This is a genomic window from Haladaptatus ordinarius (assembly GCF_054177595.1).
This window is the reverse complement of the sequence record NZ_JBPEHH010000008.1, coordinates 33,753-48,391: the sequence shown is the minus strand read 5'-3', so window position 1 is coordinate 48,391 and position 14,639 is coordinate 33,753. Positions and strand designations below refer to the sequence as shown.

The 14,639-nt window shown below is 61.6% G+C and carries 15 protein-coding genes; 8 read left to right on the top strand and 7 right to left on the bottom strand.

The genetic code is table 11. The annotated features are described in order from the left end of the window. The first annotated feature begins 98 nt into the window (after positions 1-98). Entirely contained in the window at positions 99-653 is a 555-nt protein-coding gene (locus ACR3FF_RS05030; protein WP_458186608.1) for a DoxX family protein, read from the top strand. A gap of 59 nt (positions 654-712) precedes the next feature. On the opposite strand, the gene ACR3FF_RS05025 is transcribed toward ACR3FF_RS05030, so the two are convergent. From ACR3FF_RS05025 to ACR3FF_RS04995, 7 genes are all read right to left on the bottom strand, one after another. Then, positions 713-868: a hypothetical protein gene (locus ACR3FF_RS05025; RefSeq protein ID WP_458186607.1), complete on the bottom strand. Its 156-nt coding sequence runs from the start codon at positions 866-868 to the stop codon at positions 713-715. A 42-nt stretch (positions 869-910) separates the two neighbouring features. Beyond that, positions 911-1,156, bottom strand: a complete 246-nt coding sequence (locus ACR3FF_RS05020) for a hypothetical protein (protein WP_458186605.1) — start codon at positions 1,154-1,156, stop codon at positions 911-913. 11 nt (positions 1,157-1,167) lie between these two features. Continuing rightward, positions 1,168-1,557 carry a DUF63 family protein gene (locus tag ACR3FF_RS05015; RefSeq protein ID WP_458186603.1) on the bottom strand — a complete coding sequence of 130 codons (390 nt, stop codon included), beginning with the start codon at positions 1,555-1,557 and terminating at the stop codon, positions 1,168-1,170. Then, the gene (locus tag ACR3FF_RS05010; protein ID WP_458186601.1) at positions 1,521-2,168 is read right to left on the bottom strand and encodes a DUF63 family protein; all 648 of its coding nucleotides are present in this window, start codon (positions 2,166-2,168) and stop codon (positions 1,521-1,523) included. Before ACR3FF_RS05010 ends, ACR3FF_RS05015 begins: the two co-directional genes overlap by 37 nt. Beyond that, entirely contained in the window at positions 2,165-2,389 is a 225-nt protein-coding gene (locus ACR3FF_RS05005) for a DUF7123 family protein (RefSeq protein ID WP_458186599.1), read from the bottom strand. Before ACR3FF_RS05005 ends, ACR3FF_RS05010 begins: the two co-directional genes overlap by 4 nt. Before the next feature lie 18 nt (positions 2,390-2,407). Next, positions 2,408-5,014: a heavy metal translocating P-type ATPase gene (locus ACR3FF_RS05000; RefSeq protein ID WP_458186597.1), complete on the bottom strand. Its 2,607-nt coding sequence runs from the start codon at positions 5,012-5,014 to the stop codon at positions 2,408-2,410. 107 nt (positions 5,015-5,121) lie between these two features. Continuing rightward, positions 5,122-5,721 (bottom strand): AsnC family transcriptional regulator, encoded by a 600-nt coding sequence (locus ACR3FF_RS04995; RefSeq protein WP_458186595.1) that lies wholly within the window; start codon positions 5,719-5,721, stop codon positions 5,122-5,124. 130 nt (positions 5,722-5,851) lie between these two features. On the opposite strand from ACR3FF_RS04995, the gene ACR3FF_RS04990 reads away from it, so the two are divergent. The 7 genes from ACR3FF_RS04990 (at position 5,852) to ACR3FF_RS04960 (ending at position 14,633) form a co-directional block, all read left to right on the top strand. After that, entirely contained in the window at positions 5,852-6,049 is a 198-nt protein-coding gene (locus ACR3FF_RS04990; RefSeq protein ID WP_458186594.1) for a heavy-metal-associated domain-containing protein, read from the top strand. Between the two features lie 114 nt (positions 6,050-6,163). Beyond that, positions 6,164-8,461, top strand: a complete 2,298-nt coding sequence (locus ACR3FF_RS04985; RefSeq protein WP_458186592.1) for a copper-translocating P-type ATPase — start codon at positions 6,164-6,166, stop codon at positions 8,459-8,461. Further along, positions 8,458-9,564 carry a saccharopine dehydrogenase family protein gene (locus ACR3FF_RS04980; protein WP_458186590.1) on the top strand — a complete coding sequence of 369 codons (1,107 nt, stop codon included), beginning with the start codon at positions 8,458-8,460 and terminating at the stop codon, positions 9,562-9,564. Before ACR3FF_RS04985 ends, ACR3FF_RS04980 begins: the two co-directional genes overlap by 4 nt. A 10-nt stretch (positions 9,565-9,574) precedes the next feature. Then, positions 9,575-10,693 (top strand): succinylglutamate desuccinylase/aspartoacylase family protein, encoded by a 1,119-nt coding sequence (locus ACR3FF_RS04975; protein WP_458186589.1) that lies wholly within the window; start codon positions 9,575-9,577, stop codon positions 10,691-10,693. Then, on the top strand, positions 10,680-12,071 hold the full coding sequence (locus tag ACR3FF_RS04970) for an SRPBCC family protein (protein WP_458186587.1): 1,392 nt from the start codon (positions 10,680-10,682) through the stop codon (positions 12,069-12,071). The genes ACR3FF_RS04975 and ACR3FF_RS04970 overlap by 14 nt, the downstream gene beginning before the upstream one ends. Further along, positions 12,068-13,936, top strand: a complete 1,869-nt coding sequence (locus ACR3FF_RS04965) for an ABC1 kinase family protein (RefSeq protein ID WP_458186585.1) — start codon at positions 12,068-12,070, stop codon at positions 13,934-13,936. Before ACR3FF_RS04970 ends, ACR3FF_RS04965 begins: the two co-directional genes overlap by 4 nt. Then, a complete protein-coding gene (locus ACR3FF_RS04960) occupies positions 13,929-14,633 on the top strand; it encodes a class I SAM-dependent methyltransferase (protein ID WP_458186583.1) in 705 nt (234 codons plus the stop codon). The genes ACR3FF_RS04965 and ACR3FF_RS04960 overlap by 8 nt, the downstream gene beginning before the upstream one ends. Positions 14,634-14,639: the final 6 nt, after the last annotated feature.

Sequence of the window (14,639 nt, the reverse complement as noted above, 5' to 3'; positions counted from 1 at the left end):
TCGTTGTCGGGTCGGATGCCTCACAAAAGGCTCTCTATTGCGGTGTGGCGAGACCCCACCGCGATTTTATAATACATCATTGGAAATTAGCACACGTCATGGCATCACAGGAGGTTCAGTTAGAAAGTACGATCGGGGGATTCACTGCAAGGGGTCGACTCCACACGCTGAGTGTCTGGTTCATCTTTTCACTTCGGTTAATGATGGGACTGGCGTTCTTCCAGAGTGGCCTCGATAAGGTCCTCTCTGGGGAATTTAGCGCGGGCGGCTATCTGACGGGAGCCGTTCCAAATAGCGGCAGTCCGCTTGCGGACCTCTTCGTCGCTATGGGGAACACGCCGTGGTTCGTTGACTTCGTGAATATAGCGGTTCCGTGGGGTGAAGTGCTCATCGGACTTGGCCTGCTTGTCGGCGCGTTCACTCGTCTCGCCGCGTTCTGGGGGGCGTTCATGATGCTCCTGTTCTATTTCGGGAACTGGGACATCGCACACGGCTACATTAACGGTGATTTCGCGTATATGCTCGTGTTCCTCTCTGTCGCCGCGTTCGGGGCAGGGCGAATACTCGGCCTCGATGCGTATATCGAACAGTACGAGATTGGTGGCGTTCCGCTGGTCGAACGGTATCCCTGGGCACGGTACCTTCTCGGCTGATTTCCCGTCTCTCTCGGGTCACCAAGAAGAATCAACGCATCATGCTTACGACGAGCGGGTTACATCTCCGTTCCAGATCCGGATTGGTTCGTCATGATGACTCCGCTAATCAGCATCAGTACCGCGAGTGCAACCATACCGAGATCCCACCCCATTCCGGCGGTCATCGTCGATCCCATGCCACCGGTCATTCCACCGTCCATTCCTGACCCCATACCCATCCCCCAGTTCATACTCCCAGTGACGCCGACGAGTGCCTAGTTGAGTAACATCACGAGCGAGTAGCCGATCATCAGGGGACCACTCGCGTTCCCAAGCCGACTCGCATAGGGCGTTAGCAAGATAACCCCGTGAACAACGACGACCACGCCAAGGAGCGCCATGAGCAAGCCGCTGTTCGAGCCCATCATCCCGGTGCCACCAGTCGCCGAAACCAGCGAGTAGAGCCCCGAAACCAGAGCGATTGCCGCGCCGTACTGCCGTGTCGTAGCGGTTGTGTTCATCGTATCCATTGTTAGACCCCGAGCATCATTCGGAGCGAGCCTCTGACGCCCATCGGGAGCCCGATCGCCCCGATGAAGAACGTCATGATCCACCACCACGTGTGGTTCATCTCTGCCTTCGCATCCGCGAGATACCACACGATCCCCCCGGTTACGAGCAGTTTGAGGACGAACGTCGATCCGGAGAAGCCGGTCGCCTGGTAGACGAGGTTCGTCACGACCAGCTTTGGCGAGTAGCCGAGGAACGTCACGCCGACGAGGTTCTGCGCGCCGTCCCACGTTTGTCCGAAGACGGCGAGCAGGAAGAGAGGGTGCCGTAACGGTACGCTCGCAACGAACCCTGCGCCCCAATAATAGAGGGCAGTTACACCAAGGGCGATTCCAGTCGTCGCGACTGGCACCCACAGTCGAAGCAGTGCCGAACTCGTCGCGCCGTACCAGAACGCCAGCCGACGGTGCCGATGGCCCAGATCGACCCGACCGCCCCGACCGTCTGCGGAATCGAAGCGAATCCCCGGTTGCGGGCCAATGCTCCGACTCCGAGCGCAAGAACAGTAACTGCGGTGACGACGAAGTAGATAGAAGGGGTGATAAACAGCACAGCGTAGTCGCCGAGCACGCCGACATCTTCGAGTGCACGCATCGCGCCGCCGGCGACGATAAGCGGTGCGAACCCGTATGCCAACCGAGCGTCGAACGTCACGTCGAGGTGGTCGAGATACGCCCGAAGGCCCGGAATACTGTACACGACTGCGGCGAGGTACGTTACCGTGTTCATCGCGTTGTAGCCGCTGACCGCCCGAATTCCCTCGTGTGTGGCCGGCTGGCCAGCGGCGTCGGCGACGACCGGCCCCCAGAGGTACTGCCAGATGAACTGGTCGTAGACGAGCGTTGGAAACGCGATAATTGCCGTACCGACGAGTACAATCGGTGCGAGAAGATACAGCAGCCACCACTCTCGCGTCCCGGTCTCCGGGAGTGCAGATTCCACACGTCTGCTGACAGTGCTCACGACTCGCTCACCTCCAGTCGCCACGTCGTACTCTTCGACCGGCCCCACTGTTCGAGGGAGACGTCGACGAGGTCGTCCTGAAGCTGACTGAGGTACTGTGCGACGGCTTTCGGTGATGCATCTAACTCCTTGGCTATCTCACTAGCACGGAGGTACGTGGGCTCGGAGCTGGCCGTCTCTACGAGATACGAGTGCACCGTTTGGCGGGAAATATTAGACATGGGTGGATCGAGTGGCGGTCAGCGGAGGCGACCGAGCAGCGTGTAGTCGTGATCGGGCGTGTACCGGCGGAATAGCAGGCTGTTCGACAGTACCGACACCGACGAGAACGCCATCGCACCGGCGGCGAGCACCGGCTGGAGCAGTCCCAGGGAGGCCAGTGGGATCATCGCCGTGTTGTAGCCGAGCGCCCACACCAGGTTCTGCTTGATCTTCGCGAGCGTCGCATCCGAGATGCGGATTGCCTTCACCACGTCGACCGGGTCGTCGCGCATTAGGGTGACGTCTGCCGCCTCGATCGCGACGTCCGTGCCCGACCCGATGGCCGTGCCGACGTACGCGACGGCGAGCGCGGGCGCGTCATTGACGCCGTCGCCCACCATCATCGCCTTCCGGCCCTCGTCCTGGATGGACTCCACGGCATCGGATTTGTCCTCGGGGAGGACCTCAGCCCGGACGTTCTCGGGGTCGATGCCGACCTGCTCGGCGACCGCGCGGGCGGTGCGCTCGTTGTCGCCGGTGATCATCATCACGTCGACGCCGCGCTCCTGAAGCTGGCTCACGGCGTCCGTCGCGCTCTCCTTGACCGTGTCGGCGTCCGCGACCACACCCACGAGTTCGCCCTCGGAAGCGACGAGCATCGCTGTCTTCCCCTCGTTCTCCAGCCGTTCCATCGTTTCCTGGGCGGACGAGGGGTCAATCCCGTTGTCCCGGAGTAGCTTCCGGTTGCCGACCAGCACCTCACTGTCGCCCACCGTCGCTTTGATGCCGTGTCCGGGGACGTTCTCGAAGTCATCGGGGTCGGTCACGTCGATACCGCGGTCGTTGGCACCATCAACGATGGCGCGGGCGAGCGGGTGCTCGCTCCCGCTCTCGGCGGTAGCTGCGAGTCGAAGTACGTCGTCCTCGCTGAGGCGCTCCTGTGCGGTTAGCTGGCCTCCATCGGCAGCCGGTTCTCCGCCGTCCGCGACGGGCTGGCCATCGCCGTCGAAGACGACGACATCGGTCAGCTCCATCTCGCCTTTCGTGAGCGTGCCCGTCTTGTCGAAGACGACCGTGTCCACATCCTTCGCGCGTTCGAGTATGTCGCCGCCTTTGAACAGGACGCCGTTCTGGGCGCCGAGCGTCGTCCCGACCATCGTGGCGGCGGGCGTCGCAAGGCCGAGCGCGCAGGGACACGCGATGAGGACCGCGGAGGCGAACACGATAATGGCGAATTCGAATACTGAGACGCCGCCTGCGGCGACGGGGCCGCCAGCGACGAGGTCCCACAGCGGGAGCCAGTCGACGAAGCCCGCGAGGGCTTCGGGGAAGAGGAACCAGACGGCGCCCCACAGCACGGCGTTCGCGATGACTGCAGGCACGAAGTACGCCGAAATCCGGTCGGCGAGGTTCTGTATGTCGGGCTGGCGCGACTGGGCTACCTTTACGGTCTGGACGATTTGCTGGAGCGCAGTGTCCTTACCGACCTTCGTGGCCTCTACCACGAGGACGCCGTTCTCGTTAATGGTCGAGCCGACGACCTCGTCGCCCTCGCTCTTCTCGACGGGGACGGATTCGCCGGTGACCATCGACTCGTTGACCGCCGACTGGCCGTCGACGACGACACCGTCGGTTGGGATCTGCTCGCCGGGACGAACCTTCATCCGGTCGCCGACCTCGACGTCTTCCAGCGGGATTTCCTCCTCGTTCCCGTCCTCGTTGACGACGGTGGCCGTCTCGGCCTCCATCTCCAGCAGTTTCCGGAGCGCTTCACTGGCCTGGCCCTTCGAGCGGGCTTCGAGGTAGTTCCCGAGCGTGATGAACACGAGGATGAGCGCCGCCGTGTCGAAGTACAGACCGCCAGCGATCACCTCGAGTAACACGGCCACGGAGTAGACGTACGCGGTGGTCGAACCCAGGGCGATCAGCACGTCCATGTTGGCGCGGCCGTTCTTCACGAGTGCCTTGTAGGAATTCTTGTAGAACGGCCAGCCGAGCACCAACTGGACAGGCGTCGCCAAGAGGAACTCGACCCACCCGAATTCGATGCCGAGAATCGTCTCCGGCAGGACATCACCACCGAGTAAGAACTTCTCGACAAGGAAGAACAACAACGGCGCCGACAGCGCCGCGCCGAACAGCGTCAGCCGCAACTGTCGCCGGATCTCTTCTTGCCGGGCTGCTTCCCTGGCGTCACCTCCAGAACCCTCTTCGCTATCACTATCCACACGGACGGGCGAGTAGCCCGCGTCCTCGATGGCATCGTAGAAGTCCGTGAGGCTCGCCTCGGCCGGGTTGTACGTGACCTGTGCTTCGTCAGTGGCGAAGTTTACGTCCGCCGTGACGACACCGGGCGTCCGTTCGAGCGCGTCCTGCACCGTTTCCGAACAGTTCGCACACGACATATCGGTGATGGCGACCGTCACCGAGTCAGACACCGGCGAATACCCGGCGTCCTCGATGGCGTCATAGATCTCCCCCAAAGACACCTCGTCGGGGTCGTACTCCACCGATCCCTCGTCAGTGGCGAAGTTGATGTTCGCCTCGAAGACGCCGTCGAGTGATCCGACCACGTCGGTGATGGTTTGCGAACAGTTCGCGCAACTCATCCCTTGAATGTCGATGTGGCTTTTCCGCTGACTCATTACATAGACATACGGACCCCTTATTCAATCGACTTTCCCTTTCAGTCATTCAGTACTTGTGGCTCGATAGTTTCGAATACAAAGTATTATGGGGCGAGCCCTTCGCATCAATCCGCGCCCTGTTGCAGCTGCTCGTATTTCTCCTCGAAACGGGCTTCACACGATGGACAGCAGAACTGGTACAACTCCCCGTCGATACGGGTCGCCGTTCCCTCGCTGTCAACCGTGTTTCCACACTGGGCACAAGTGAGTGCGAACTCTGTCCCGCCGAGGTCGGGCGACCAGTCAGCGCCTGCCAGGAGTGTCACTCCGAAATCGTCGAATGCGCCTTCGTCGAGGGTGTCGGTGAGCCAACTTGCGATGTCGTTGTCCGGCACTCTGGCGAAGACGACGAGGTCGGCTTCGGCGGTGGTGAACACGTGCTCGACCGCACTATCGTTCAGGAGGTGCTCTTTGACTGACGGAACACCTGGACCAGTCGAAGCGATATCGAGCGTGATCAGAACCGGAATCCCCGCCCGGAGTTGCGATCGATCCACGTCGAGCGTGAATCGATTGATGATACCCATCTCCTGCAATCTCGCCACTCGATCCGATACGGCCGGTGCCGAGAGGCCGACGACGTCCGCGATGTCACTGTACGGTCGCCGGGCGTTCGCCGTCAGGAGCTGCAGAATTTCGAGGTCGGTTTCGTCGAGGTCGCGCATAGTGGAACAACACAGCCAGAGAACTAAAGCACCACGGCGACACGAGCTTCGATTCTAAAGTTAGATGTAGATATTACCAAATCCTCAAAGGGATAATTCACATAAGAGAGGGGTGCGTACATACCCTTGTATGACGACAACAATCTCCGTCGAGGGAATGACCTGCGGTCACTGTGAACAGACAGTCGAAGAAGCGCTCCGGGACGTGTCTGGCGTGACCGACGCGACCGCCGATCGGGAGGCTGAGCAGGCGAGCGTCGACGGCGACGCGGATGTTACGGCTCTCGTGCAGGCCGTTGAAGACGATGGCTACACCGCCCACGCCTGAGAGCATCTAGAACGGTCGCAGACGACTACCTCCGTTCTCTTTCGGGTCCGCTCCTCCACCGCGCAGCACCGAGGCCCGGACAGAATAATGGGGGACGGTACCAACATCCAACCTATGAGCAACCATTCAAACCACGACCACTCTCGGAGGTCTTCGACGGAACCCCATTCCGAGAAGGCCGTCTACTGCTGTCGTATCTGCCAATTAGAAGCAGATGGTGGACGGCGATCGACAGCTCCCTCGTCCGAAGACACGGCCCACGAACACTCTGACGAGACTACCGCGGAGCCCAAAGAGACGGACGAACACGTACATCACGAGCACGACACTGCGTCCGGACACAGCCACGCCGAAACCGAACACGACCACACGGGCGTGGCCAAATACGACCACGGTGCGCACGTCCACGAAGGTGGACACGGTGACCACAAGGCCCACACCGACCACTCGGGCCACGAGCAGATGTTCCGCCGGCGGTTCTGGGTATCGCTCGTCCTCTCGATTCCAGTCATCTTCTTCAGTGAATTCATTCAGGACGTCTTCGGCTACACGGCACCGACGTTTCCTGGAAGCGTCTGGATCACGCCCGTCCTCTCTGTGATCATCTTCGCGTACGGTGGTCTACCGTTCCTCTCAATGGCTCGCACCGAACTCGAGAATCGCGAGCCGGGGATGATGATGCTCATCTCGCTGGCGATCACCGTCGCGTTCGTCTACTCCATCGCCAGTCTGTTCCTCGAAGGGACGACGCCCTTCTTCTGGGAACTGGTCACGCTGATCGACATCATGCTGCTGGGTCACTGGATGGAGATGCGCTCGGTCCGGCAGGCCTCCGGCGCGCTCGACGAACTGGCGAAGCTCATGCCCGACACGGCCGAGCGCATCACTGAGAGCGGGGACACCGAGGATGTCCCCGTCTCCGAACTTTCGGAGGACGACGTCGTGCTCGTCCGGCCGGGGGCATCGGTCCCCGCCGACGGCGAAGTCGTCGAGGGCGAGTCGTCGGTCGACGAGTCGATGATTACGGGCGAGTCTCGGCCCGTCGATAAGGACCCCGGGTCGGAGGTCGTCGCGGGCACGGTCAACCAGGACGGCAGTCTCCGCGTCCGTGTGACCAAGACCGGCGACGAGACGACCCTCGCGGGCATTATGCGCCTGGTCGACGAGGCCCAGAAGTCGAAGTCCCGCACGCAGTTGCTCGCCGACCGGGCAGCCGGGTGGCTGTTCTACATCGCTCTTGCCGTCGCGGGCATTACGGCCGTCGCGTGGGTCGTCGCGGTCGGATTCAACATCGGCGTCCTCGAACGCGTCGTCACGGTCCTCGTTATTGCCTGTCCCCACGCACTTGGCCTCGCGGTCCCACTGGTCGTCGCGATCAACACCTCCACCGCCGCCCAGAACGGGATGCTCATCCGTGACCGTATCGCGATGGAGGAGGCTCGAAACCTCGATACGGTGATGTTCGACAAGACGGGGACGCTCACGAAAGGCGAGCAGGGCGTTGTCGGCGTCGAGACGGCGGGCGACTGGGAGGAAGAGCGTGCGCTCGAGGTTGCTGCGGGCGTCGAGGGTGACTCCGAGCACATGATCGCGCGTGCCATCCGGACCGCGGCCGAGGAACGTGGTGTCCAGCGAGCCGGTGTCTCGAACTTCGAGAACCTCCGCGGGCTCGGTGTCCGAGCCACAGTCGATGGCGACACGATCCACCTCGGCGGACCGAACCTAATCGAGAAACTCGGTATCGAGCGGTCTGGCGAGCTCGTCTCGTTCGCCGACGAGGCGGGGTCGAACGCACAGACCGTCATCTACCTCATCCGGGACGAATCCGAGGTCGTGGCGGCGTTCGCCCTCGCGGATGTGATCCGTGAAGAGAGCCGGCGGGCCATCGAGGCGCTCCACGAGATGGGCATCGAGGTGGCGATGCTGACGGGCGACTCCGAGGATGTCGCACGTGCGGTCTCCGAGGAACTCGGCATCGACCAGTACTTCGCGGAGGTGCTTCCAGAGGAGAAGGACACTAAAGTGGAGCAGCTCCAGTCTGAGGGGAAACTCGTCGCGATGGTTGGCGACGGCGTCAATGACGCGCCCGCCCTGACCAGAGCAGACGTCGGAATCGCCATCGGATCAGGGACTGACGTTGCGATCGAGTCGGGTGACATCATCCTCGTCGACAACAACCCCCTTGACGTCGTCCGCCTCGTCCGCCTGTCGAAGGCCAGCTACCGGAAGATGCAGGAGAACCTCGTGTGGGCGACCGGCTACAACGTGGTTGCGCTCCCGCTCGCCGCCGGGATTCTCGCCCCCATCGGGATCCTGCTGTCGCCAGCAATTGGTGCGGTGTTCATGTCGCTGTCGACGATCATCGTCGCGATCAACGCCCGCCGGCTCAGAGGGGTCGATCTCTCGGCATGAGGACGCTGATCGTCGGAGGATACGGGTCGGTCGGCCACACGATTGCGGAGGAACTATCCACAGCATCCGATGGACCGGGCTCGGTGGTCGTCGCTGGCCGCGATGGAACGAAGGCGAACGCCGTCGCGGCCGAGTTCGGTGAGCACGTCTCCGGTGTCGCGTTCGATCTCCAGGAGACGGACTCGTACGCTCGTGTCCTCGAAGACATCGACCAAGTAGTGATGTGCGTGGACCAATCGGGGACGGCGTTCGTCGAGGCCTGTCTGGAGCGAGGCATCGACTACATCGACGTCACGGCCTCCGACGAGTTCTTCCGCCAAGTCGAACAGCTCGACGACAGCGCCCGTGATGGCGGCGCGACAGTCGTACTGAGCGTCGGACTCGCGCCTGGCGTCACGAACCTGCTTGCGAAACGAATGGCTGACCAGCTGTCCGCTGTCTCAGAGATCCGGATCGGGGTGCTCCTCGGCCTTGGTGAAGCGTTCGGGCCTGCGGCGAGTCGGTGGACGCTCAAGCGAATCGGGCGAGAGTTTACGATTCCTGCTACGGGTGGCACCCGTTCAGTCCGTGGCTTTGCGACGCCGGAGGCAGTAGAGTTCCACCGGGACGGTCGCCGCCGGGCCTACAGCTTCGACTTCGCGGACCAACACGTCCTCCATCGGACGCTCGACGTGCCAGCGAGAACATTTCTGTGTTTCGACTCGCGGGTAATTACGTCGGCAGCATACGGCCTCTCGCGACTCGGGTTGTACAGTCCTGCCGTCGACGCAATCGGACTCGACCGACTGACGGAACTTGTCTCGACGCTCTCGGTCGGCGGAGATGGGTTCGCCGTATCGGTCGAGATCGATGGCCAGCAGGATTCGACCGCGAAGACACTGATGACGGCAATCGATGGCCGAGAACAGAGTCAAGTGACCGGTATCGTCGCGGCAACCGTGTCGATGGCCATCCACGATACGACGGTTCCCGACGGGGTTCACCACGTCCACGAGATTCTGGATGCCGAACCGATTCTCGACGTGCTGCGAGAACGGGGATACCGTCTCACGAACAGCGAGCGGGTTCGCACAACGAGCGAGACACTCACTCCAACACCATGAGGCGATACCGATGACGACACAGCCAGTATCCGTCGGTGGACGCACGATCGCACCCGGGGAGAAGGAGTCGTTCCGTTTCGCGTGTGGCGAGACATATCACGGGGACGCACTCGAGATCCCGGTTACGGTCATCAACGGCACGTCGGACGGTCCGTGTGTCTTCCTGACTGCGGCCGTCCACGGCGACGAACTCAACGGCGTCAAGATCATCCAGGAGGTCGCAGCTCGCTACGAGCCCGAGGACCTCCACGGGGCACTCGTCTGCCTCCACGTGTTGAACGTGCCGGGATTTCTCGCCCAGCAGCGCTACATCCCCATCTACGACGAGGACCTCAATCGGTCGTTTCCCGGGAACGCCCGGAGTACGATGGCCAAACGGCTCGCGAACACGATCTATGAGGAATTCATCTCGCAGTGCGATCTCGGACTCGACTTCCACACGTCGACGCGCAATCGGACGACGATGTACCACGTCCGCGCCGATATGGGCGATCCGGCCGTCGAACGCCTCGCTCGGGCGTTCGGCACGAGTATCATCCTCGACGGCGAGGGCTCACGCGGGACGCTCCGGAGCGTGGCCTGTCGGGACGATATTCCGACGGTGACAGTCGAGATGGGGCGAGCCCACCGGTTTCAAACGGCGCATCTCGACAGAGCGCTCCACTGCGTCGCGAGCATCCTCGCCGAACACGAGGTCCTTCCGGACCGACCGGTTTCCTGGCCCGGCTGGACGCGCGTGGTTGCTCGGGACGGCGAGAAGACGTGGCTCCGCGCCGAGACCGGGGGACTCGTCGAGATGGAGTGGGGCCCGCACCCGCTCGTCGAAGAGGGAGAGCCGCTGTTCACGATCTCCGATCACTTCAAAGTTGATGTCGAAGTCGTTCGTGCACCGTCGACCGGGCTCGTCGTCGGCGTTCTCGAGAACGCGGTGGCGTACCCAGGCCACCCGCTGTGTCACTTCGTGAGCATCGACGAGTCGACTGCCGACATCATTCGCGACGACATCGAGCGGGGCGTCTTCGACGTCTACCACGAGGGCGGGTTCCAGTGGCCCGAACCTCGCTGGTACGCAGAACACGGCCAACAACCGAACGCTGAACACGGTGGTGATATCCATGACACGACGTAAACTCACAGTCGACCGGCCCGGTGGAAACGAGCAAACAACGACGGTGTTCGACGTGGTTGGTGAGAGCCCGGTTGATCAGTCGTTCCTTCGACTCGAGCATGCGACAGCGAGCATCGCAATTCAATCAGAGCCGGAAGTGTTCTTCAACGCGTTCACCCGGTTTGCGCAGTACGATCGGTGGGCACCCGAGGTACAGGGCTCTGCTCACTGGCTAACCGTCGAGGAGGAAGGACCAGGGTCGAAGTTCATTACCTACGACAAGCCGGGGACAACCCACCTTGCACACTACGGCGAAGTCGTCGATGTAGATCGCCCCACTCAATTCGAGTGGCGAGCACCGTTCAGCGAGTGGCAACGAGCCTATCTCGGGACGATTCTCGAAATCGACGAGACGAATCAGGAGACGACGACCGTCACCGAGACGTTATACTTCGACGTTCGAGAGGAGCACCTCCCCGTTCTCGCCGGCTTCACCGACACGGCGAGCCTCCAGCAGAAACACATCGAAACGTTCCTCGAGACGCGACTCACGGGCCTCGACGCACTCCTCCAGGAGGACGACATCCCGGAGGATGAACGGTCGTTCCTCTTCACAGAAGACCGTACGGTGGCCGCAGATTGGGTCGGGCGGATTTCGGACGGCGAGTGGATTCGTGTGCTTTACGCTGACGGTGAGGTTGACTTCGACGCCCCCGCAAACGAGGTGTTCAACACCTTCTCCCGGTTCGCGCGCTACGCAGACTGGACGCGTGATATCCACGTGGGCTGCGAGTGGCTCGACGTGAAGGAGGGCGGCGTCGGGTCGCGGTTCCTCATCTGGGAGAAACCCGGTGACCGTCACGTGATGCACTACGGGGTGGTGACCGAATGTGAGCGGAATCGACGATTCACGTGGCGGGCACCATTCACTGAATGGGGGAAGGTCTTCCTCGGGACATCGCTTCAGCTAATGCCACGTGCCGACGGCGGGACGACGGCGTACCACGTCCTCTACGTCGATCTTCCAGTCGAGTACCTCCCGGTCTTCGGTGGCTTCGGCACGCTTCCGGGATTCGACATCGAGTTCGAGACGTTCCACATCTACGAGGAAGCCGATGGATTCCAGCGTCTCATGGAGAACGAGGAGTTCACCACAGAGGACACCTCGTACCTGTTCGACGAAGATTGCCAGTACGCCCGTGACTGGCCCATGCAGGAGGGACGGCCGTGGCCCGACCAGGCGCTCACGCTCGAACCGGACCGAACCATCTCCTACGAGGAGCTGCTCGTCGAGCTGTCGGAAGTCTTCGCCGACGCACTCCCGTCGCCGAAGTTCACGCGCGAGTATCGCGACCTGAAGCGACTCTGGGCACACGCTGACCGGGAGGACGAACAATGATCGGGCGAATCCAGGAGGAAGTTCGAACGGCCGCTCGGTTTGTAGAGATCCTTCGATACGCGCTCGCAGAAGCGCTTCGCTATAGATTCAGTACGGACCCGTTGCCAGAACACGTCCACCGTCTCGTCGTCCAACTCGGGCCGACGTTCATCAAACTCGGACAGATCGCCTCGACGCGACCCGATTTAGTACCGCCCGAGGTCTCCAAGCGACTGGAGGAATTACAGGAGAACGTCCCTGCGTTTCCCCACCACGAAGCACGAGCAGTCATCGAATCCGAACTCGACGCGCCACCAGAGGAGCGATTCCAGGAGTTCCCCACCGAACCCATCACATCGGCGTCGTTGAGTCAGGTGTACTTCGCGACGTTAGATAACGGGGCTGATGTCGCCGTGAAGGTCCAGCGTCCGGATATTCGCCCGCGTATGGAGCGGGACCTCCGTATCGTCCGGACGCTCGCCCGGCTGGGGTCAGCACTCGGATTGACGCCACGACAGCTTCCCGTCACCCAGATCATCGACGAGTTCGCCTCGTGGACGCTAAAAGAACTCGACTTCGAGGTCGAAGGCCACAACCTCGAAGAGTTCAGACGGAATTTCGCAGATTGGGATGATGTAGCGTTCCCCTCGGTCTACTGGAGCCACACGACGAAGCGCGTCCTGACGATGGAGAAGGTTTCGGGAATGCGACTTGGAGAGGTACCTGAGGCCGTGAGCGAGCAGCGTCGGCATACACTCGCCCAGCGCCTCTCGGAACTGCTCATTAAGATGTTCGTCTCGGACGGCTTCTTCCACGCCGACCTCCACCCAGGGAACATTTTCTTCCAGCGGAACGGGAGTATCGCGATCCTCGATGTCGGGATGGTCGGTCGGATGACGACGACCCAACGAGACCGATTCCTCGCGTACTGGATCGCCATCACGCGTCGGCAGCGCGACCGAGCCTTCCACCACCTCACCGAGATGGCCGAATCGACTGACAACGCGGACCTCGACGCCTACCGCGACCGGTACGACGTGCTCCTCGACCGCTTCTACGACAAGGATCTCTCGGAGCGCAGTCTCGCACAGACCTACCTGGAGATCGTCTACGTCGGCGCCGAACACGGTGTCGTCTTCCCCTCGGAGATGGTGCTACAGGCGAAAGCGGTCGTGACGGCCGAATCGCTGACGCTCGTCCTCGCACCCGAATATCGCTTCAGCGAAGAGATTCGCCCTATCGTCGCCGAGGAGCTCGCCAAGCAGGCAACGCCCCGGGCCACAATAGATCGAGCGTGGGGTGAACTCGTTGACTGGATCCTTCTCGGACAGGGTGTCGGTGGGGAAGCGCCATCGGCAGCCGCTCCTGAAGAGGCAGCGTTTCGCAGGGAAGCGATTCAGGCGCTTGCCGACGTCTGGACGGACGATATCGATGCATTGCTCCAAGACATTCAGGACGACGTGCCAGAGTACACATCCGGAGAGTACTGGCGTGACCACCCGGAGCACTACGTCCTTCTCGAGACGGCGCTCGGGTTACTGCGGACGTTCGCGACGGAACTCGCGCGCCTCGAAGAACGCAGCGACATCCAGAGCGAAACCGATGCTGTACCCTTGGATGCGGTCGACGATGTAGATGGTGTAGATGAGAAGATCCTGACTGGTGAACTCTCCCAGATGATCGACACGCTGCAGGACGATACGGACCGGTACACGTCGGCGGAATTTTGGGACCAGAACCATGAATCGCGAGCGGCGCTCGTTTCGGGACTGACGGCACTCCGATTGCTCCTCTCACGGCTGAACCAGAGCGTCGACGCGACGTACTCCACCAGACCCAGCGATGGGGAGACCCATCCCTCCGAGACGAGTGATACCGATGACTGAGCCCCATCATCCGATATTTGCACGACTGTACGACCCGGTAATGCGACCGGCAGAGAGCACCGTTCTCGCCGAACACCGCCGGTATCTCGTCGATGGGATTTCTGGCACAGTTCTAGATCTCGGTGCGGGGACGGGTGCGATGTTTCCATACTTCAAAGAAGTCACGGCAGCGGGGGTGCCCGTCACGCTCTCCGCAATCGAACCGGATCCGTACATGCGTCGACAGGCGGTCAAGCAAGCCCGCGATCTTGGACTGAAGATTACGGTCGAGGACGCCGGCGCTGAAGCACTGCTGTTCGCAGACGAGTCGTTCGATGTGGTAATCGCGTCACTGGTGTTCTGTACGATTCCCGATGTCGAGGGCGCACTCTCCGAAGTAGCGCGAGTGCTGAAACCAGGCGGTGAATTCCGGTTCCTCGAACACGTTCGGGGCGACGGCACGGTCGGAATTGCCCACGATGTACTCGCACCAGCATGGCACACCGTGGCTGGTGGCTGCCATCTGAATCGAGAGACGGACGAGGTGTTTCGGACTGACGACCGGTTCGAACTCGTCGATTACACTAAAATCGAGAGGAGCCACTCCCGACTCGTTCCCATCGTCCGCGGAACGCTCAAACGACACGATGGGACGTCATTTCTCTCGCGTTTCGTGAGTCGCCAACACGTCCCAAATCAATGGAGAGAGAACAGCTAAAGAACG